Annotated in this window: 15 protein-coding genes and 1 tRNA gene; 5 read left to right on the forward strand and 11 right to left on the reverse strand. The window is 34.0% G+C overall.

From position 1 onward, the window contains the following. Positions 1–190: 190 nt before the first annotated feature. Positions 191–261 (reverse strand) — tRNA-Gln (locus BLT30_RS08285). 101 nt (positions 262–362) lie between these two features. Here BLT30_RS08285 and BLT30_RS08290 point away from each other — a divergent pair. Together BLT30_RS08290 and arfB are read left to right on the forward strand one after the other, a co-directional pair. Beyond that, positions 363–1,412, forward strand: coding sequence for an AMP-binding protein (locus BLT30_RS08290; protein WP_089873114.1), 1,050 nt, complete (start codon positions 363–365; stop codon positions 1,410–1,412). A gap of 2 nt (positions 1,413–1,414) precedes the next feature. Beyond that, positions 1,415–1,807 (forward strand): alternative ribosome rescue aminoacyl-tRNA hydrolase ArfB, encoded by a 393-nt coding sequence (arfB, locus tag BLT30_RS08295; RefSeq protein WP_089873115.1) that lies wholly within the window; start codon positions 1,415–1,417, stop codon positions 1,805–1,807. On the opposite strand, the gene BLT30_RS08300 is transcribed toward arfB, so the two are convergent. Continuing rightward, positions 1,797–2,324 carry a DUF922 domain-containing protein gene (locus tag BLT30_RS08300; RefSeq protein ID WP_089873116.1) on the reverse strand — a complete coding sequence of 176 codons (528 nt, stop codon included), beginning with the start codon at positions 2,322–2,324 and terminating at the stop codon, positions 1,797–1,799. The two genes, arfB and BLT30_RS08300, sit on opposite strands and share 11 nt — an antisense overlap. Positions 2,325–2,403: 79 nt before the next feature. Between BLT30_RS08300 and cdd the strand changes: the two genes are divergently transcribed. After that, on the forward strand, positions 2,404–2,883 hold the full coding sequence (gene cdd, locus BLT30_RS08305) for a cytidine deaminase (RefSeq protein WP_089873117.1): 480 nt from the start codon (positions 2,404–2,406) through the stop codon (positions 2,881–2,883). A 354-nt stretch (positions 2,884–3,237) separates the two neighbouring features. Here cdd and BLT30_RS08310 read toward each other — a convergent pair whose 3' ends face one another. From BLT30_RS08310 to BLT30_RS08335, 6 genes are all read right to left on the reverse strand, one after another. Further along, a complete protein-coding gene (locus tag BLT30_RS08310; RefSeq protein ID WP_089873118.1) occupies positions 3,238–4,968 on the reverse strand; it encodes a T9SS type A sorting domain-containing protein in 1,731 nt (576 codons plus the stop codon). Positions 4,969–5,094: 126 nt separating this feature from the next. Further along, positions 5,095–6,177, reverse strand: a complete 1,083-nt coding sequence (recF, locus tag BLT30_RS08315) for a DNA replication/repair protein RecF (protein ID WP_089873119.1) — start codon at positions 6,175–6,177, stop codon at positions 5,095–5,097. Beyond that, entirely contained in the window at positions 6,178–6,468 is a 291-nt protein-coding gene (locus BLT30_RS08320) for a type II toxin-antitoxin system RelE/ParE family toxin (RefSeq protein ID WP_089873120.1), read from the reverse strand. Beyond that, a complete protein-coding gene (locus BLT30_RS08325; RefSeq protein ID WP_089873121.1) occupies positions 6,456–6,728 on the reverse strand; it encodes a hypothetical protein in 273 nt (90 codons plus the stop codon). Before BLT30_RS08325 ends, BLT30_RS08320 begins: the two co-directional genes overlap by 13 nt. Positions 6,729–6,771: 43 nt before the next feature. Beyond that, the gene (locus tag BLT30_RS08330) at positions 6,772–8,571 is read right to left on the reverse strand and encodes a hypothetical protein (protein WP_089873122.1); all 1,800 of its coding nucleotides are present in this window, start codon (positions 8,569–8,571) and stop codon (positions 6,772–6,774) included. A 30-nt stretch (positions 8,572–8,601) separates the two neighbouring features. Beyond that, positions 8,602–9,366 (reverse strand): UbiA prenyltransferase family protein, encoded by a 765-nt coding sequence (locus BLT30_RS08335; protein WP_175487162.1) that lies wholly within the window; start codon positions 9,364–9,366, stop codon positions 8,602–8,604. Positions 9,367–9,522: 156 nt separating this feature from the next. On the opposite strand from BLT30_RS08335, the gene BLT30_RS08340 reads away from it, so the two are divergent. Together BLT30_RS08340 and BLT30_RS08345 are read left to right on the forward strand one after the other, a co-directional pair. Next, complete coding sequence (locus tag BLT30_RS08340; RefSeq protein WP_089873123.1) at positions 9,523–15,456, forward strand: alpha-2-macroglobulin family protein; 5,934 nt, start codon at positions 9,523–9,525, stop codon at positions 15,454–15,456. A 347-nt stretch (positions 15,457–15,803) separates the two neighbouring features. Then, the gene (locus BLT30_RS08345; protein ID WP_089873124.1) at positions 15,804–18,023 is read left to right on the forward strand and encodes a zinc-dependent metalloprotease; all 2,220 of its coding nucleotides are present in this window, start codon (positions 15,804–15,806) and stop codon (positions 18,021–18,023) included. A gap of 82 nt (positions 18,024–18,105) precedes the next feature. Here the strand turns inward: BLT30_RS08345 and BLT30_RS08350 are convergent, their stop codons facing one another. The 3 genes from BLT30_RS08350 to aroB all read right to left on the reverse strand — a co-directional run bounded on the left by BLT30_RS08350 (position 18,106) and on the right by aroB (position 20,677). After that, entirely contained in the window at positions 18,106–18,696 is a 591-nt protein-coding gene (locus tag BLT30_RS08350; RefSeq protein ID WP_089873125.1) for a porin family protein, read from the reverse strand. Positions 18,697–18,789: 93 nt separating this feature from the next. Next, a complete protein-coding gene (locus BLT30_RS08355; protein ID WP_089873126.1) occupies positions 18,790–19,470 on the reverse strand; it encodes a porin family protein in 681 nt (226 codons plus the stop codon). 160 nt (positions 19,471–19,630) lie between these two features. Beyond that, positions 19,631–20,677: a 3-dehydroquinate synthase gene (gene aroB / locus BLT30_RS08360; protein ID WP_089873127.1), complete on the reverse strand. Its 1,047-nt coding sequence runs from the start codon at positions 20,675–20,677 to the stop codon at positions 19,631–19,633. Positions 20,678–20,727 lie beyond the last annotated feature (50 nt).

Raw genomic sequence — 20,727 nt, forward strand, 5'->3', positions numbered from 1 at the left:
CCAATATTAATTACTACGAATGAATAATAATTAAAACCGATGATATTATCTCGTAATTTATATTGTAAGCCTTTGGACAAAGCTATACAAGAAGATTTCCACATCAAAGAACTTGCAGAATTGGTAGTAGAACGAGAATTAAAAAACAAAAAACGCTCTGAAAATTCAGAGCGTTTAAAGCTAAACATTGTAGACCCACAGGGATTCGAACCCCGACAGGCGGTACCAAAAACCGAAGTGCTACCGTTACACCATGGGTCTGTCGTTTATTGTGGTGCAAATTTAGGGCTTTTTTTTTAACTTCCAAATTATTTGTAAAAAAAAATTGCATAATTTTATAAAATAATTTTTCGCTCAACCTAATGTTAATCGACCTTTCCAAAGCATACAACACCAACCAATCATCATCTAATGAATTTGAAACCAAAGTTTTATACTTTATAACAGAATGGTTTTCGGAGTCAAAAACGGTGAAAATCCAGAGTTCTGGTTCTACCGGACTTCCGAAAATTTTTGATATACAAAAATCAAAAATGTTGAATTCGGCGGAAATGACTTGTGATTTTTTAGGATTAAAAGAAGGCGATTTAGCCTTACTTTGTCTTCCGATCGAATATATCTCCGGAAAAATGATGGTTGTAAGAAGTATTTTAAGAAAATTAAAACTGAAAATTGCTACTACTTCTCTCAATCCATTGGAAAATGTCAATGAAGAAATTGATTTCTGCGCAATGACACCTTTGCAGGTTGAGAATTCATTAGACAAAATTCAGTTAATAAAAAATCTGATTATTGGAGGAGCTTCTGTCTCTGAAACTTTAAAAGAGAAAATCACTCAGTCTCTTAGACCTTCAAACCCTCAAACCAAAATATTCGAAACTTATGGAATGAGCGAAACCCTTTCTCACATCGCCTTGAAGCAAACTTTCCCAAATCCGGAAGATTGGTTTACTGTTTTTGATGGTGTTGATATTTCTTTGGATGAAAGAGGTTGTCTGAAAATATTTGCTCCAAAATTGAATTCAGAGATTTTGCAGACGAATGATCTGGTTGAAATCAATGATAAAAAACAATTCAGATTTCTGGGAAGAATTGATAATGTAATCAATTCGGGAGGTGCTAAGATCTTTCCGGAGGAATTAGAAAAATTGGTAAAAAAAGGAATCTCAAATGAAGTCATTTTCCTTGGAATTGAAGATGAAAAACTGGGACAAAAATTGGTTTTGGTTATTGAAGATTCAAGGTTAGATGTTTTAGATTCCGAGCTGGAAAATCTGAAAGATGAAATTCTTAGCATTAAATTCGAAAAATCGTTTCATAAGCCAAAAGAAATTATTTTTGTAGAACAAATCCCGAGAACGCCCAACGGAAAAGTGAATCGTCTTGAATTAAAGAAATTGATCAAAAACTAAAAATGAAGGATTTTTCTACCGAAATCAGCTACAAAACTTCCCGCTCTTCCGGAGCTGGCGGACAAAACGTGAACAAGGTGGAAACAGCTGTAACAGCGATTTGGAATGTTATGGAAAGTCAGTTTTTTTCTTTCGATGAAAAATTGAGAATCTCGGAAAAATTGAAGAACAGAATCAATTCTGAAGGTCTTCTGCAAATGACCTCATCGGAAAGCAGAACTCAGCTACAGAATAAAAAGATTGTGACCGAGAAAATGCTGGAATTGGTTGAAAAATCACTCTTTATTCCAAATAAACGTGTTGCGACAAAACCGTCAAAAGTTCAAATCCAAAAACGAATCGACAACAAAAAGAAATTGTCTGAGAAAAAGGAAAACCGAAAATTCAGATTTTAAAATCCGAGAGTTTTTCTATTTCTGAATTGATTTTCTGAGTGTATTCATATTGTTTTTCGCGTATTCTGCCGTGATTGGTCACAGTTTCATAATCCTTTTGGTAATCTTTGTAATCATCATAGATTCTTTCATAATACTTCTGCAAAGATTTGACATCCAAAGTTTTATCACTAATTACTTTCCTAAATCGTCGTGCAAACAATTCAGCAATATCAAAATGACTTTGCTCGTGCATCAATATATTATCCGTCTTATGTTCCGGATGCGCCCAAGATTTGGACGGAATAAAAAATGATTCAATTTTCACTTGTTTATTCGTGAATTTTTTGGTCGAACTATTAAGTAAATAAGAAATTCCACAATAAGTTGTAGCCGCAGCCTGAGAAGTATTTGGCTTTGTTTGAGATTCAAAATCTGTCCACACCAACTTTCGATATTCGTTCCAAAATATCTTGTCCTGAGCTTCCGCCAATCCAATGATAAACAGAAAAGTAAGTGCTAAAAACGGTCGTAACATATCTGTTAGATGTTTTTTTTCAATAAATGTTAATTTATTTCCACAAAACTTGTATTTTTACCTCCCTGCATTTTTTAAAATGGAAAAAGAGATAAAGATCAACTTTGAAGTCATCCCGAGTTACGAAGAACTCAACGATATAGAAAAAACACTATTTGATAAAGCTAAAACCATTCGAGAACAAGCCTACGCACCTTACTCTCATTTCTTTGTTGGATGTGCGCTGCTTCTGGAAAACGGAGAGATAATCACAGGAAGCAATCAGGAAAATGCCGCCTATCCTTCCGGATTGTGTGCAGAGAGAACGACCATTTTTTGGACATCTGCCAATTATCCCGGTGTAAAAATCAAAAAGATATTTGTAATTGGCGGTCCGGAAGATGTTTTGAGTTCTGTTCCAATTCCGCCTTGTGGCAGCTGCAGACAGTCAATTCTGGAATATGAGGCTAAGCAGAAAGAACAAATCGAAATATATTTTGCTGCTCCCAACGGAGAGATCATCAAGACAAAATCTATCAGAGACCTATTACCTTTCTCTTTTGACGGAAGCTTTTTATAATTTTTAGGAGCAAGACGATTGGTCTTTCTTTAGAAATTTTCCAACCTGCTGTTCACTATATCTTTTTTGTTTTCCAAAAAACAAAAAAGGATGCCGTTCCCATCAGGGCTATGTTGACGTTTTGTATTTCTTTTCAACAATTAAAACTTTGATTATTAAAATCTCGCAGATTGAGCAAATTATGCAGATTTTACATCAAAAAAACATCTGCGAAATTAGCCTAATCTGCGAGAATAATAATTTTCTCTGATAATCTTTTATTTAAACAAGAACATAATAAAATCGAAAAACCCATTCAAAATCTGAATGGGCTTTTCTTTTTAAAATGTAGATATGGATATGAAAGTTTGGTTATTAGTTTTTAATCACTTTCCGAGTAGTTTTCTTACCATTTTCAAATTGGATTTCTACAACATAAACACCTTTCTCCAAACGAGAAAAATCAATTGTAGAATCTGATGTCAATTCTGTATTCAAACTTTGTCCTGCAAGATCGTAAACTTTATGCGTTTTGATTTTACTTTTAGATTTTACATTCAAGACATCTTTTACTGGATTTGGATAGATAGAAACTGTTGTGTTTTTAACATCAGCAACGCCTAGAACCGCCAATTCTTTTTCTTGGGATTTATCCGAATATTTTTTTGCAGCATCAATTGATTTTACGCTCCAGAATATTTTGGAGGGTAAATCCATTTTATCCAGATACCAGCTTTTTGTAGTCACAATATATTTTGCGATGTCAGTTTTTCCAGCTTCGGAACCAACACTCAATTCATATTTAAGAGAGTTTTCCGGCGTTTTGTCATCTGTTGCTCCAGACCAAGTGAATTTGATTTTACCTTCATTATCTGTTGCGGTTAAAATTGTTGGCGCATCTGGTTTCTGATTGGTAACCGTCGTTTTATTTTTGAATAATTTGGTGTAAGGCAACAAGTCTGGATCATCCCAATCAAAACCATTGGCCAGAATATCAAGATTCCCGTCATTATCGTAATCAAATATAGCAACAGTTCCTTTACTACCAAGATTGTAAAGATTAGCATTCTCATCTTTTTCAAATTTCTGAAGTTGAGGATTGTAAAGAAAAACTTTACTATAACCGTTATAATTATCATCATCACCAATCACTACAAAATCATAGTATCCGTCATTGTTTAAGTCCCCAACTTCTACTCCACCATCGGATAAACCTTCACCTTCAATTTTATTTTCGGTAAATTTTCCTTGACCATCATTGATAAATACAGAGAGGTAAGCATCATAATTTTCATCCTGGGCCGAAACTACAAAATCCTGAAAACCATCACCATTGAAATCTGCAAAAGCCTGTTGGCTGTTACTTACTGCAGGAAGTTCTGATTTCTTTACCAAAGTTCCATTTTCATTGATATAAACAGAAAAAGTTGCTTCATAGTCAGAATTAAATCCATTGACGATTAAGTCCAATTCATTGTCATTATTAATGTCGATCACTTTGAAACTTCCGTTTTGAGTTCCTTGAATCCAGGCTGCATGTTTCTGAAAACCAGCTGAATTATTAAGATATAAATCCAAATCGTGTGTAAAACCTAATCCTTCAACATACTGTGTTCCGTTGATCGCATAATCCTGTTTTCCATCGTGATTGAAATCAAAGACATCTAAACCTCCATAGATTTTTCCAGCCGCATTATCCATCAACGTGAAACCAGAACCTGTATTTTTAAATCTATATTGTTGATAATTTACGATGTCATTATAACTTAAACCAGTCGTGATAACATCCAAAAGTCCGTCATTATCAAAATCAATGAATTTAACAGCACTCAAGTGAACCGAATTTTCTCCAAATTCCTGAACGGAAGAGAAAGTTCCATTGCTGTTTTTGTAAAGACTATTGGAAGTCGTATCAACATTGGTATCTCCGTCAGCATCTATCGCACCAGTGAAGAATATATCCTGAGATCCGTCGTTATCCACATCTGCAACTGCCGCTGCAGAATAGAAATAATTTTTAAGATTGGGCTGAGAGATTTCTTCAAAACTTTGTGCGTTGCTAATCATAGCAGATAAGAAGAAGAGAGAAACGTAAAACTTTTCCATAATATTTATTTAGAATAATTAAAAATTACTTCGCAAAAGTATTAAGTTCTTCTTACCAAAAAGTATTTTGGAATATGATATTTATCTTGTTTTAGAGAAAATTAACTTGGGTTCAGAGAATGCAAACTATGAAATCTCAAAGATTCTGCTCTCCTCGTTGATGCGCCTTACAACGTTTTCTGTTCGTTCTTTATGCGTATCTGTAATGAAAATCTGTCCGAAACTTTGTTTGTTTACCAGTTCAATCAGTTGAGAAACTCTCGTATCATCCAGCTTATCAAAAATATCATCCAAAAGGAGAATTGGAGATTTTCCTGTTAATTCTTTGATTCGGTTGATTTGGGCTAATTTTAAAGAAATCAAGAAAGATTTCTGCTGACCCTGAGAACCGATTTTCTTGATTGAATTTCCATTCATTTCAAAAAGCAAATCGTCTTTATGAGTTCCTTTGGAAGTATAAGTCAAAGCTCTGTCTTTATCAATTGAATTTGATAGAAGTTCTTTGAAATTATTATCAAAAAGATGAGATTCATAAATGACATTCACGATTTCTTTTCCACCAGAAATGATTTCATAAAAATGCTGAACAATAGGATTCAGTTTTTCGACAAACTCTTTTCTTTTTTCGAAGATTCGGGTTCCGAAGTTTGAAATAGGGTCATCATAGATTTCCAGAGAATCTTTGTCAAAAGTTCTGTTTTTCGCAAAATATTTCAGTAATGCATTTCTTTGCTGTATTGTTTTCTGATACTGAATCAAATCAAAAAGATAAGAGGAATCGGTCTGAGAAATCATCGCATCCAGAAACTTTCTTCTGCTTTCTCCCGAATCAGAAATCAGATTGGAATCATAAGGCGAAATCATCACGCTCGGCAAATAACCAATATGGTCAGCCAATCTATCGTAAGATTTATCGTTTTTCTTGATGACTTTTTTGGACTCTTTTGACTGAAGAATTTTAATAATATCTTCTTTTTCCTCATTCTGAATTTCGGACTCAATCACAAAGAAATCTTCATCAGACTTAATATTGTTAAGGTCAGAATTTCCAAGAAAACTTTTGCCAACAGACAAATAGTGAAGTGCATCCAGAATGTTGGTCTTCCCTACTCCATTGTTACCCACAAAACAATTGATTTGAGGTGAAAAATCAAAAGATTGTTCCGAGTGATTTTTGAAATTTATTAGTGAAAGTTTGTTGATAATCATTTAGAGTTCAAAATTAAGGGGATTTTGTCTAACATCCCAAATCCTCAAAACCAGAATTTTTTCCGAAGTAAAAGTGTAATGTAAATAATAATTTTCAAAAAGAATAGACCTAACATTTTCCAAATCTGTACTAATTCCAGAAAGCGGATTTTCAGAAATCTGTTCCAACTTATTCTGAATAAGTAAAATTAATTTTTTACCGTAAGTTGTAGATTTATTATTAGTATTCCAAAATTCAATAATTTCTTTCAGGTCAGATGTAGCTTTTGTTGACCAAACTATTTTAACCATTCTTCAGTCATTTTTCTAACTTCATCATCAGTATGGAATCTACCTTCTTTGATATCATTTTCAGCTTCTCTAAGCATCTGCTTTTGGTTTTCAGAAAATTTGATTTTTGAATGATAAATGGATTTAGTTTCACTTACGATGTTTTCATTATGAGAATCATATTGAGAAATAAATTCGTTAATTATCATTAAGATTTCTATATCATCAATCTTAATCAATCTTTGTATTATTCTTAATTTTAATTCATTCAAATTTTCCATCACTCAAAAATTTCAGTAAAGATAGAACTAAATAACAACAAAATCAATTTCCAAAATTCACAAAATGCGGAATATCCGTACCAAAATTATTCAGTGGCAAAACATTATTTCGGTTGCTGTTAAAATCAAAAACCGAATTATTATCAAAAGGAACGCGAGGATAATAAGTAAAGGAAATCTGAATCCTGTTGAAAACCAAATAAGGATTATTGATCAAAACCCCGATTCCAATTTTAGTGTTCGCTTTAGTCTTTAAAAGATTATCATCAGGCATTCCAAGCCAGCCAACCGCAGTTGTCAAATAAGGGCTAAAGTGAAAATTCTTCCAAGTCTTATTAACGAAAAGTTGAAGCTGATATCTCAAAACCAACTTCTTTGTCCCGATGTAATCTGCATTATAAACAGGAAAATCTTCTGCTGAGGAAAGGTTGATTCTGTCTCTGTAAGAATAATTATGTTGAGGATTCCCAAGAGCCAAGGTTGGAGAAAAGAAATGTCTTGCCTTCGCAAATTTCCAATCCATTAGATTCGTGAAATAAGTTCCGTCCAACCGGAAAGATTCCCGGTTCTGACTGTCTTCATTAAAGAATCTTCCAAATTGGGCCTTAATATTAAAATAACCAATCTTAGTAAAGTCGCCATATGAACCCGAAACGCCAGCATAAGGCATTACTTCATTACTTCTTGATAAAAATCCGGCAGTTAAACTGAACGTATTTCCATAAGCAATATCTTCCGGCAAATCATATTGAAAAATGTTCTTCTGAACAGAGAATTTTCTCTGGATAAATCCGGCAGACATCAGAAAACTGCTGTAAGAACTGAAATATTGATATTGGTCCAAAGCCGGGCTATCTTTATATTGATAATTCTGAAAACGCCCTATCAAAGCGATATTGCTGGAGACTTTTTCATCTGGATTTGATGAAACTGGAATTTGATAACCACCCCACAAATCCTGACTGTAAACCTTGATTTGAACTTCCGGAAAAGTAGTGTCTGTTTCTATCGGAAGGAGAACATTTCGCATAAAATATTCAAAAGTAAAACCACCTGCCCATTTTGTCAATGGTGAGAAAAAATCTCTTTTGACGTTGAAATTAATTCTTTCATTTTTCGCAAAATCACGTTCACCCAAAACCTGAGCGTTGATGTAACTTCCAAAAAGATTATAAGCCGTATAACTTCCATAGAGGTAATCCTGCTTTTCTTTGGAATCGTTTCTGTAAAGGAAATCCGCTTCGTGACCAAGACCAAGAAAATTCTCTTCTGTTACTCCCAGACCAATTTTACTTCCGGAATAACTCACTCTCGGTTTCAAACTCCAGGAATCGAGAACTTTTACTACAACATCAATAGAATCTTTGGTAGAAGTACTGTCTGAAACGCTGATATTAACTCTGTTCACAAAAGGCATTGTTCTCAGCAAACGCTCAGATTCGTAGAGTTTTTGAGCGTTATATTCTTCGCCTTTTTTGAAAAGCAAATAATTATTAACTGTTGAAACTCGTGTATTGGAATGAAGGTGATTCGTGAACCAATCGTACCATTTGGACTTTTCTTTTTTGTCTTTGGAACCGTATCCAAAAGGGTCGATCGTTTCAATTTTGATATTTCGGATATATCTTCCGTCGTAAGTTTCCTGAGATTGTTTATCAGTTCTGGTTTTCACAGATGCTGAGTCCGCTTCTCTACGGAATATAAAACGATGAATGAACTTCGTAAATTTTCTTTTATCCGAAAATTCTTCGATTTTATAATAAAGCGAGTCTTTTCCTTCCTGAGCATTGGCAAAAGAAAAGCAACTTAAAACGAAAATAAAGATCAGAATCGATTTGTTCATCAATAATCGGAAAATTCAACAAAATCTGTATTAGCAATTTACAAGCCAATGCAAGAAAAGGCATAACAATGGTAATCCGCTACAACTCTCTACCCAAAAAGAAAAGTATGATTCTTGATTGCTATTTTCAGAAAAATAAATCAATATAAATGTGACAATTATGGTCAAGAAAAAATATATTCCGAATTCCAAATCCAGATAGAAAATGCTCAATAATCCGGAAATAAAAACCAGCAAATAAGCCAGAAATTTGGTTTTCTGAACACCAATCAAAATCGGAAAAGTAACAACATCATCACTATTCATATCTCTGATATCAAAAGGCAGAACCAAAGCTGAGATGAATAACCAAGAAATCAAAAAAATTTGCGAATTAAATTCCGGAAGAATCAGCCAGGAATTGATCAATGCCCAAGTCAATCCAACATAAAAAACCTTTAATAAAGGAATTTTCCTAATGAATTTCTCCAAGAAAAACGAATTGTAAAGCAAGCCCAACACAACAATAACCGCCCATTTCAAAAGTCTGTATTCGTTATGATTTTTGAGGATGAGAATCACACTAATAATCCCACAAATACAATTGAAAATCAGAATCTTGAAAAATCTCTTTTTGTCGTATTGATATTTGGTATAAAGATAACCGCTGAAATAAGTAATGAAAATCAACAACAAGGTCGGCCAACGGAATATCTTTTGCTCCAGCATAAAAAATCCAGCCAGAAAAGTTCCCATTAATGAAACATAAACCTGACTCTCAATGAGATATTTTTTTGCTAAATTTAAAATCGACATTTTACTTTAACAAATGTCGGAAAAATTGTTCTAAATAAATAAAATCTTCAAAACGTTAAATTTCAAAAAAATTGTTTCTCTTTCCAACCTTACGATAAAATAATGCATCTTTATAAAGTGATTCAGTCACTCATTCAAAAAAAATAAAAGACATATATGAAAATCCTAAAATCTTTACTAGTATTCTTATTGATATTTGCTACTATGAATTTTTCCGCACAAAACTACTATGACCAGCAATGGAAAAAAATCGAAGACAATTATAAAAAAGGAACCTACAAATCCAATCTTCCGATCATTCTGGAAATACAAAACCAAGCTTTGAAAGACAACAACGCCATTCAAATCATCAAATCTTTGAAAGCGGAATTCAGTATTACAAAGCAGACTCATGATGATACGAAGAATGATGAAAATTCCAAATTCTTTTCGAAACTTCAAAACACAGAAACCAAATTGAAAGGTGATGAAAAACAGTTGTTTCATCTTCTTACTCTGGAATTTATCAAAGATTATTATCAGAATAATTCTTGGAAAATCAATCAGAAAACTAATATTGACAACGCCGATTTATCACAAATCGAAACTTGGAGCAAACTTGATTTCAAAAATTATTTGTCGAAGAATTATTCAGAATTAGAAAAAGAAAATTCTGCTTTGAAGAAAATTGCAATGCAGAAATACAAGGAAATCTTCGATGATTCTGATAATTTTGAATATTTCCCGACATTATCCGATTGGTACAATTACAGTTATATTGAGTTCTTAAAAAATCAAAATCTTTTCACTCCGAACGAATTGAAAGCTAACTCAAAAAAGATCAATGATATTTATGATTCGGAAATCGGTTCACTTTCCGGGAATTCCCAATTGTACTTCAAACATCAGAAAATCAATTATAATTGTGAACTGAATAATTGCAAAGACAAATTTGCACAACTTGAAAAACTGGTTGAGGATGAATCTGCGAAAGGCGATTACAAAGTCTTGATTATCGATGATATGATTGAGATTCTTCAGCAAAAAGAGGATAACAAAAAAGCTTTGGTTTGGGCAAATAAAGCGAAAGAACTTTATCCAAAATCGAAATTTATCAATAATATTAAAAACAAAGAAAATCAGATCAAAAATCCGCAACTGAACTTGTTTTATGAGAACGAAACCCAGAGTAACAAACCAATTCACATCGTTGCGGAAGGAAAAAATATTCAGCAATTTTCTTTGAATATTTATGAAGTCAAAGATGATACGCAAGGTTTTCTGAATCACGTCTTTGATTCTTACAAAACACCATTTGCGAAAGTCAAAAAATCTTTGGTAAGAAAAAACCAATTCACGCTTCCAGAATCTTTCGATTTCAAAACGCATAAAACGTCTTTGGAGCTGAAGGCTCTTCCTGCAGGGATTTATTTGGCTGAATATGTTGTGGAAAATTCTGTTCAGAAAAGTTTTTATTTCATCGTTTCTGATTCGAAAATTATTTATTCCAAAAAAGACGATTCTAATCCAAAAGCTAATATTCTGAAACTCGTAAACAACGAAAACGGAAAAGTTTTTACCAACGAAAACCTTGAAATTATCGAATATGTAAGAGGAAAACAAATCGTAAAACATTCTGTAAAAACCGATGCTTCTGGAAATTTTCAAATTATAAATTCTGAGAACAAAGAATATTACAGAAATTTCCTTGTGAAAAACGGGAACAATTATTCGATGATAAATGTTTACGGCTATGATAGTGATTATGGCAATCGAAATAAATCCGAAAATCAGGAATCGGCACAGATTTTCCTTGACAGAAAAATCTACAGACCTGGACAAATCGTTTATTTCAAAACGATTGTAACTGGAATCAACGGCGAAACTCAGAAAGTAAAAACATTAGAAAAAATTCCATTAAATATCACTTTGCACGACGCAAACGGCGAGGAATTACAAACCTTGAAACTGACAACCAATGAATTTGGTTCTGTTAATGGAAACTTTACGCTTCCCAAAAATAAACTGAACGGAAATTTCAATATTGAAGTTGATAATGACGATGATAATTCTGGTTATCATATTTCAGGTTATACGGATTTTAACGTTGAGGAATACAAACGTCCAAAGTTTGAAGTGACTTTCGAACCGATAAAAGACGAATACAAATATGGTCAAACTATTGAACTGAAAGGAAAAGCAATGATGTTTTCTGGTGTTCCTTTGAGTAATTCAACAGTGAATTATGAAATCAAAAAACAGAATATCCGTTGGAGATACTTTTGGTGGTATCCACGTGGAAATGATAACGAAAATTCGATTCTTGGCAATGTAAAAACCAACGAAAAAGGAGAATTTACAATCAAAATTGAGTTGAAAAAAGATGAAACTTTGGTAGGCATTCAGATTGATAATTATGCAATCAATGCATCAGTGACGGATATCAATGGAGAAACGCAATCTGCCAATACTAATGTAAAAGTGGCTTCGGTTTCTCATTATATTACGGCGAACGAAATTGGAAATACTTTTTCCGATGAAACTGTAAAACTGAATGTTGATACCAAAAATTACAACGACCAAGTTCTGAAAAAATCTTACAACGTAAAACTGGAAAAACTGGAAGAGCCAAAACAGATTTTCAGAGAGAATTTTGCGTCTGTTGTTCAGAATCTACCAAAACTTTCTAAGGATGAATTTGTACAAAAATTCCCTCACGACAGATTTGATAAAAATGACGATGTGAAGAATTGGAAAGTTGAAAAACAATTAATTAATCGAGTTGAAAATCCATCAACTGACAACCAACAACCGACAACCAAACTAGATTTGGGAAAAATAGAAGCAGGAACATACAAAGTCTTGCTTTATAATATTGAAGGAAAAGACACGATAAAAACAGAGCAATTCTTCAAAGTTTGGGATAAAAAATCGCTTGGACAAAATCAAAATCCATTCTTGGAAGTGATTAGACCAACGCAGGATTTCAAACGAGGCGAGAAAGCAAAAGTGTTTGTTTACTCTGCGATTCCGGATGCTTTGGTCAACATTTTCATCCAAAATGGAAAAGGCGAAACCGTTACAGAAACCAAATCTTTCAAAAATGGAATCTTAGAATATGAAACTGCGATTCCGAAAGATGAAAGTATATCGAGAGTGAATTTGCAATTCCAATTGGTTGCATTTAATGATGTGAAAACAGAATCGGTTGATTTGAAAATTGCTGACAGCAAAGATGATTTGAAAATTGAAACCGTTACTTTCCGAGACAAATTACAGCCTGGACAAAAAGAAAAATGGACCATCAAAATTTCTGGCGCTGATAAAGAAAAAATCAATGCTGAAGTTTTGGCAAATATGTATGATAAATCGCTTGACCAATTTGCAGCGAATTCTTGGAGTTGGCAAAAATTCTATTCGCCTTTCTATCAAAGTTCTTATGAATTGAGAAATGGATTGGAACAACAATATTATAATAAAAGATTTGAGTTCTTAAAGAATTATAATATTAATTCTCCACAGTTTAATTGGTTTGATGGAAGGCTTTATAATATTGATAATGTTTTGAATGGCAGAGTTGCAGGAGTTCAAGTTCAAGCAATGGGAGCACCTGGACAAGCAGATAAGGTAGTAATAAGAGGTGTTGCTTCTGTAAAAGATAGCATAAAAACAAAAGATATTGAAGAAGAGGAAGAAGGAATGGAAAAGAGAACTGTTTCGATGAAAGTTGCTTCATACACAGTTGTTACAAAACAAGAAAACTTAGAAAAAATCCCAGTCCGCCAAAACCTCAACGAAACAGCCTATTTCTATCCAAATCTTCTAACAGACAAAGACGGCAATGTCTCATTCGAGTTTACTTCTCCGGAAGCTTTGACACAATGGAAAGTAATGTTTTTAGCTCATACAAAAGATGCGAGAAGTGCAATTTTGGAAAAATCTGTCGTAACGCAAAAAGAATTTTCTATCACACCAAATTATCCAAGATTCTTGCGAGAAGGTGACGAATTGAATCTTCAGACTAAAATCTCAAGTCTGGTTAATCAAAAATTAAATGGTTTTGCACAATTGCAGATTTTAGATGCTTTTACTAATGAAGATATTTCAGATAAATTCGGAATTAATCAATTGACTGCAGTTTCAGGATATAACAAAGAACAATCTTTTTCATTAGTTGAGAATGGAAATACATCTGCAACGTGGAAACTGAAGGTCCCAAACAATGTTTCTTCAATTATTATTAAAATCGTTGCAAAAGCAGGAAACTTCTCTGACGGCGAACAAAAAGCAATCGCAGTTCTTCCAAACAGAATGTTGGTGACAGATGCGCTTCCGATTTTTGTAAAAGAAGGACAGACGAAAACTTTCACTTTGGAAAATCTGAAAAATTCTGATTCTAAAACATTAACCAATGTTTCCAATACTTTGGAACTGACAACGAACCCGATTTGGGAAATTATGTTTGCGCTTCCAAGTTTGAAAGATGATACTAATAATTCAGCAGACGTGATTTTCAATAAATGGTTTGCTGATGTTTTAGCTTCGGAGATCTTCAAAGCAAATCCAAAAATGAAAACGGTTTTTGATGAATATCAATCTAAAGGTTTACTGGCCTCTAATCTTGAAAAAAATCAGGAACTGAAACAATTGTTATTGGATGAAACGCCTTGGGTTCTCGAAAGTAAAAATGAGACGGAACAAATGCAAAAACTAGCGAGATTGTTTGATACGAATACAATGCGAAATTCAATTCAAAATGATTGGTCTGAGTTGATAAAACTTCAAAACCCTGACGGCGGATTCAGCTGGTATCAAGGTTATCCAAGTTCATATTATACTTCACTTTATATTTTGAAAAACCTGGGCAGAATCAATGAATGGTTGAAAGGAAATGTAACAGATTATCAAAGTTCTGAACAAAAAGAAATGGTTAAAAAACTGGTTTCTTACGTGGATAACGAAGTCAATAAATATTGGAAAACAGATAAGGACAATGTTTGGAACAATTTTGTTCTCGATTATCTTGACACAAGACATTATTGGGAAAAAGAATATGCTCTGAAAGCAAAAGGCGCAACTTTGAAAACGGCTATTATTTCTAAAGCTAAAACGGTAAAAATTACCGATTTAACTTTCTTTGGATTACACAGAGCAGCTTTGTTATTCAGTAATTATGGATTGAAAGATGTTTCGAAAAAATTGATGAATTATCTAAAAGAAACTTCGACACAATCAGAAACCCAAGGTGTCTATTGGAAACAAAATTTGAACGATTGGGGTTGGTATTCTTCCAAAACCGTGAATCACGCCGGAGCCATTGAAGCGTTCCAAAAATTAACTCCAACTGATGAAAACTTCATCGAAGAAATGAAAATCTGGCTCGTAACGCAAAAAGAAGTCAATTCCTGGGGAAATTCCAGAGGAACTGCGGAAGTTATTTTTACCATTTTGAATTCAGGGAAATCTTGGACTTCTGCAGAATCTGATAAAGCGGAAATCACTTGGGGCGGAAAACCACTGAATCCTCAAACACAGGCAACAGGTTATGTGAAACAGACGATTACTTCTGACAATTTAGATAAAAATCTGGCAACAGTTTCCATTAAAAAAGATAGTCCGGGAATTGTTCAAGGTGGCTTGTTCTGGCAATATTATGAAGAGCTTGATAAAATAAAATCTTCGGAAAGTTATATTTCTATCTCTAAAGAACTGTACAAAAAAGTAAAAACGGAGAATGGCGAACAATTAGTTAAAATCAATGAAAATTCGCCTTTGAAAGTTGGTGATAAAGTTACCGTGAGAATGATTCTGAATACGGACAGAAATATGGAATTTATTCACCTGAAAGATATGCGTGCTGCAGGTTTTGAACCTTTGGATGTGATTTCTGGTTACGAATGGAAAAATAATCTGGGCTATTATCAATCCACAAAAGATGCTTCCACAAACTTCTATATAGAATATATGCCGAAAGGAAAATATGTTTTCGAGTATGACTATGTAGCGAATGCAAGTGGAAAATTCTCTAACGGAATCACAACTTTGCAGAACTATTATGCTCCGCAGATGAATGCGCATACGCAGGGAACTAAGGTTCTAATTTCTGAATAATATTAAATTCTGAATATAATTAAAAAAGAGGTTGCAAAATTATGCAACCTCTTTTATATTAGTGTGAAAGTAATCGACAAAATGATTCTCACAATTATATAATGAATTATATATTTTTTCTTATTTTAGCAAAAAAAGTATAAAATTAATGTCTACTTATGCTTTTCTTTATTTATTCACTATTTCATTTTCAAAATGTAAGACTGTAATTAAATATAGTTTGAATGTCTGATAAAAGAAATGATATTGATATGAATCTTACCAACCTTAATTTATCAAAGTATAAGCAATCAAACTAAAAATTATAGTATACAATTAAAAAAATAGAAAATTTAAATATTTTAACAATGAAAAAAAAATTACTATTTTCAGTAGGGGTAATGTTCTCGGGAATGCTATTCTCACAGAAGAATTACTGGAAGCAGGTTTCAGCTGTTGACAACAGATCGGCTGTTTATGATAAAACTGCGACACCATCAAAGTATAAGCTATATAAGCTAAACGTAGATGAAATAAATGTTGATCTTGCAAAAGCGCCTAAACGTTTTTCCAACGATGAATCATTGGTACTAAAATTCCCGACAGCAGAAGGGAAACTAGTAGATTATGTAATCCAGGAAGCATCTGTTATGGATCCTGTCCTACAGGCAAAATATCCTAATCTAAAATCATATCTAGGATACGAAAAAGGCAACTCAGGGAGTTCTATCCGTTTCAGCGTATCTCCATATGATGGGGTCAATGTAATGTATTTCAATTCCGGAAAAACAGCTTATCTAGATGCTTATACACAGGATAAATCTACTTATATGGTCTATAATCGTGAAGACCTTGGTCCTAATTTGGAAGGATTTATTTGTGGATATAAAAATTCTGATGAAGCTGTAGCAGATCCAACACCACAATCTTTGGTACAGGATGGGCAGTTCAGAAATTACCGTCTTGCATTAGCTACGACGATGGAATATTCTAGATACCATATCAATAGAGCCGGTTTAAGTGGTGGGACAATAGCCCAAAAAAAGGAAGCTGTACTTGCCGCCATGAACACGACAATGACAAGGGTAAATGGGGTTTACGAAAAAACTATTTCCCTTACCATGACCATGATCGCTAACAATGATGTTTTGCTTTCAATAGATGTTGATGCTTATGGTCCCGGTTTTACCAATAATGACGGCTATGCTCTTCTTGATGAAAATCAGGCGTTCATAGATGCAACAATTGGAAGTTCCGCATATGATATCGGACATATCTTCAGTACCGGAGGTGGAGGCGTTGCCCAGTTAAGATCACCATGTACGGCAAGCAAAGCTCGTGGTGTCACAGGTCGTTCCGCTCCTAGAACAGATGCTTTTGACATTGACTATGTCGCACACGAAATGGGACACCAGTGGGGAGCTCAACACACTTTTGATAACTCTTGTGATAATAACAGAAGCGCAGCTACTTCTGTAGAGCCTGGTAGTGGTAGTACGATCATGGCCTATGCCGGTATATGCGCACCAAATATTCAAAGTAATAGTGATGCTTACTTCCACGTAGTAAGCGTCAACCAAATGTATAGTAATATTACAACAGGTACTGGTTCAGGATGTGGAGTGAAAACAGCCAATAATAATCAAGTTCCTGTAATCCAAGCTTTGAACAATTATTCTATCCCTTACGGAACTGCATTTGTGTTAACAGGAACTGCCACTGACCCGGATGGAGATGCCTTGACTTACCTTTGGGAGCAGACCAACACAAGAAATACGACCACATCTACTGTGCCGACTGCGACACAAGCTTCAGGAGCTGTATTCAGATCTTATACGCCTACAGTATCTACTTCTCGCTATTTCCCTATGATGTCTGCGGTTGCAGCGGGAAATCTAGCACCAACCTGGGAAGTGATTCCAACTATCGAAAGAAATCTTAACTTCTCTCTTTTTGTAAATGACAACAAAGCAACAGGAAATCAGGCAGCTAGAGCCAACATGGTTGTTACCGTTGCTGGTACAGGACCTTTTAAAGTGACTTCACAATCTGCTGCAGCTAATTATAATGGAGGTTCTTCTCTTGCTGTAACTTGGGATGTGGCAGGTACTACAGCAGCACCTATCAATACACAAAATGTCCAGATCTTATTATCATCTGACAATGGATTGACCTATCCTACAGTTCTTGCAGAGAGCGTTCCAAATACAGGAACCGCCAACGTAATTCTTCCAAATGAAGATAATTCCAATGCGAGAATCATGGTAAAGGCCATTGACAATATTTATTTCGCTGTTAATGCTACGAGATTCAACATCAACAAAGTTCTTGCGGTTAATGAGTCCGCATTTGAAAAAGGATTCGCAATCTATCCAAACCCAGCCAAAGGAGAAGTAAACATCTCTCTAAACAAAGCTACAAAAGGTGCAACTTACCAGATTGTTGACCTTTCTGGAAAATTAGTTTCAAACGGCTCTTTGGAAAATGAAAAAACCCAGGTGAATATCTCTAACTTGAAAACAGGAACTTACAGAATTGTAATTTCCAATAACGGAGAAACTACTAGCAAAAACCTTATTGTTAAATAAGTAATGAAACTATGAAATTAAAAAACCAACTTCTTTTTGAAGTTGGTTTTTTTATGTTTAAAAATCATCGGTCTAAATAAAATTAGAATCCGTATTGCAATCCTATCTGGAAACCACTATTTCTTAGTTGCTTATCACTATTGTTCCAGCTTGTGGATCCATTCTTCTTGATATCAGTAAAACCAACGATATATCTAGCACCAATTGCCATATTATTAAATTTGAATCCTAATCCAATTCCTCCACTCAAATCTAGCTGATTGTAAGCATCCTTATCTTTTTCAATAATAGTTTTGCTATCACTTTCGTACTTATTCTTATTACCTACCAAAACTCCAAACTGAGGGCCTCCTTCCACGTAAAATTTAGGGATCAATTCGAACTGAAACATAATCGGCATCGCCACGTAATTAAGATTCAAAGTATGAGAAGTCTTTCCATTTTCATATTTCACTCCCATATTGTTATAGATCAGTTCCGGTTGGATACTAAGCAATGCATTAACCGGGGCATTCATATAAGCTCCTACATAAAAACCAATTTTAGAATTTTTATCTCCCCAACTATTTTCTTTACTAATTGTAGAAATATTGGCTCCTCCTTTTACCCCAAATGATTGCGAATAGGCAAAAGACATAACACTCAGCCCCAACAATCCAAAAATTTTCTTCATATATAATTGTTTATGAATAACAAAAATATAAATTATGAAATAAAAAAAGACCGAATTGATCGGTCTTTTAGTAATATTTAATATTATGTAATATTAGAATTTGAAATAAACTCCAGCTTGGAAAGTATTATTTCTGTTTTTGTTTCCATCATTCTGAAGAGAAGTATTACCATCAGTATTACTATCTTTCTTATTAATATCCGTGAAACCTGCAACATATCTTGCATTAATACCAAAATTTGGTGTGATATCATATCCAAGTCCTAAAGCAGCTCCCATATTAAATCCTGAAAAAGAATCTTTCAAATCCTCAGATGTATTCGTTGAGGAATCCTCTGGAGAACCATTAACATAGGTTGTATTAATATCTTTTGCTTTTGCACTAGTTAAGAAACCGAATTCCGGACCTGCTTCTATATAGAATGCCGGCGTTGCTCTGAATTGAAACATGATCGGTACTGTAATATAATCTAGATTTAGTTTTGCTGTTGATCTGGCTTCGTAAGTATTACCCAATACAGTTGCAGAATATGTATTACTAACTTTTGATCCCATCTGACTATACATAACCTCTGGCTGGATACTGAACATCTCTGAAACCGGAATATTTGCAAAAACACCTCCTGCGAATCCTACTTTGGATTTTGCATCATCATATCCGTCATCTGAAATTGATGCTACGTTAATCCCACCTTTTAAACCGAACTTTGGAGTAATCTGAGCAAATGCAAATGTTCCTGCTACAAGACCTAATCCTAAAAATAACTTTTTCATAATTTCAAATTTTTAAATTTTTGTTTTACGAGATGGATACTTCCAAAATCTTTGCCAAAAATTAAAAATCCGATATCCACAAATGACCGCTACTTCACAACAATCAAAACAAAACACTGAAAATAAACAAGTTATAAATTATATTCATTGAATAATAACATTAATTAACATTGATGTTTTTATAGAAGTCCAGGGTCAAAATAATCTGTTCAACATTTAATTTTTGATCAAAAACACAAGACCCAATTCCATTTATCAATGAAAAATTGATATTCCCATCCTGATTTTTTTTGTCGTTGAACATCAGATCTATAATGGCCCCATTCTTAAATTCTGATATATCGATGTATGGGAAAAATCTCTGAATCTTAGATATAATTGTAGATGAAACTTCAACGTCAATCAATCCGCACAGTAAAGCTAAATGCGTTTCACAAATCATTCCCAATGCAACTGCTTCCCCGTGAGGAATTAGATTTCCTTTTTTCAGAAATAGACTTTCCACGGCATGACCAATCGTATGCCCGAAGTTGAGGATCTTACGAACATTTTCTTCTTTAAAGTCTTTTGTCACCACTTCATTCTTGATCTCCATACTTCTGTTAATGAATGGCGCAATAGCTTCTGGCGTAATTTTGAATAATGAACTGAGGTCATTCCAATGATTAGAATCTGCTATCAATCCGTGTTTCAGCATCTCTGCAAAACCGCTTCTCAATTCTTCAAACTTCAGGGTTTCTAAAAATTTTGGATAAAAGAAAATCGCTTCCGGCAATGCAAAAGTTCCAATGATATTTTTAAGATATTGATGGTCGATTCCTGTTTTTCCTCCTATTGATGCATCACACATCGACAGCAAAGTTGTGGGAACATTGATGAATTTGAAGCCTCTTTTATAGGTCGAAGCAACAAAACCTCCCATATCAGTAATGACTCCGCCACCAAGATTGATGAGAAGCGATTTTCTGTCGGCTTCCATTTCTGAAAAGATCTCCCAAAGTTGAGTCGCTGTTTCTATGTTTTTATTTTCCTCGCCTGCTTCTATTTCGATGACCTCGAATGGCGCATCTGTTTCCAGATTAGGAAGCAGAATCGGAAGGCAATGGTCATGTGTATTCTCGTCCACCAAAATAAAAATCTTGCTTGGATCAATTTGGCTTATATATTCATTAAGACTTGTGAAATCTTTATCAAGTTCTTTTATCATAACTCAAATTTTAACAAAAGTAAGAACAAAAAATAAGTATATAGATATCA

The organism is Epilithonimonas hungarica (assembly GCF_900102265.1).
In the GTDB taxonomy this organism is placed as follows: Bacteria; Bacteroidota; Bacteroidia; order Flavobacteriales; family Weeksellaceae; genus Epilithonimonas; species Epilithonimonas hungarica.